The sequence below is a fragment of the Sphingomonas sp. AC449 genome, assembly GCF_979253475.1.
This window is the reverse complement of sequence record NZ_CEEDCZ010000106.1, coordinates 1-234: the sequence shown is the minus strand read 5'-3', so window position 1 is coordinate 234 and position 234 is coordinate 1. Positions and strand designations below refer to the sequence as shown.

Annotated in this window: 1 pseudogene; it reads left to right on the top strand. The window is 76.5% G+C overall.

Annotation, left to right across the window (positions count from 1 at the left end):
• Positions 1-234: pseudogene (locus tag AC0CH3_RS18005) on the top strand (phosphate ABC transporter permease subunit PstC); the annotation flags it as partial.

Here is a 234-nt window from a genome sequence, read left to right as displayed (position 1 = left end):
CGCCCGCGCTCGTCACCGCCACCGGGCGTGCCAGCCCCGCCGCGGTGCAGCTGCCGCCACCCGGCTACGACCGCGCGTCGATCCTGTCGGAGGCGCGCAGCCTCGCCGAAGGGCGCAGCGTCGGCGCGTTCCACGAACTCGCCCGCGTGCTGTCGCCGGTCTATGCGGCCGCGCAGTCGCGGGTCGACTGGATCGCGACCGCGCTCGCGCTGCTAGTGGCCTTTGCCGGCGGGA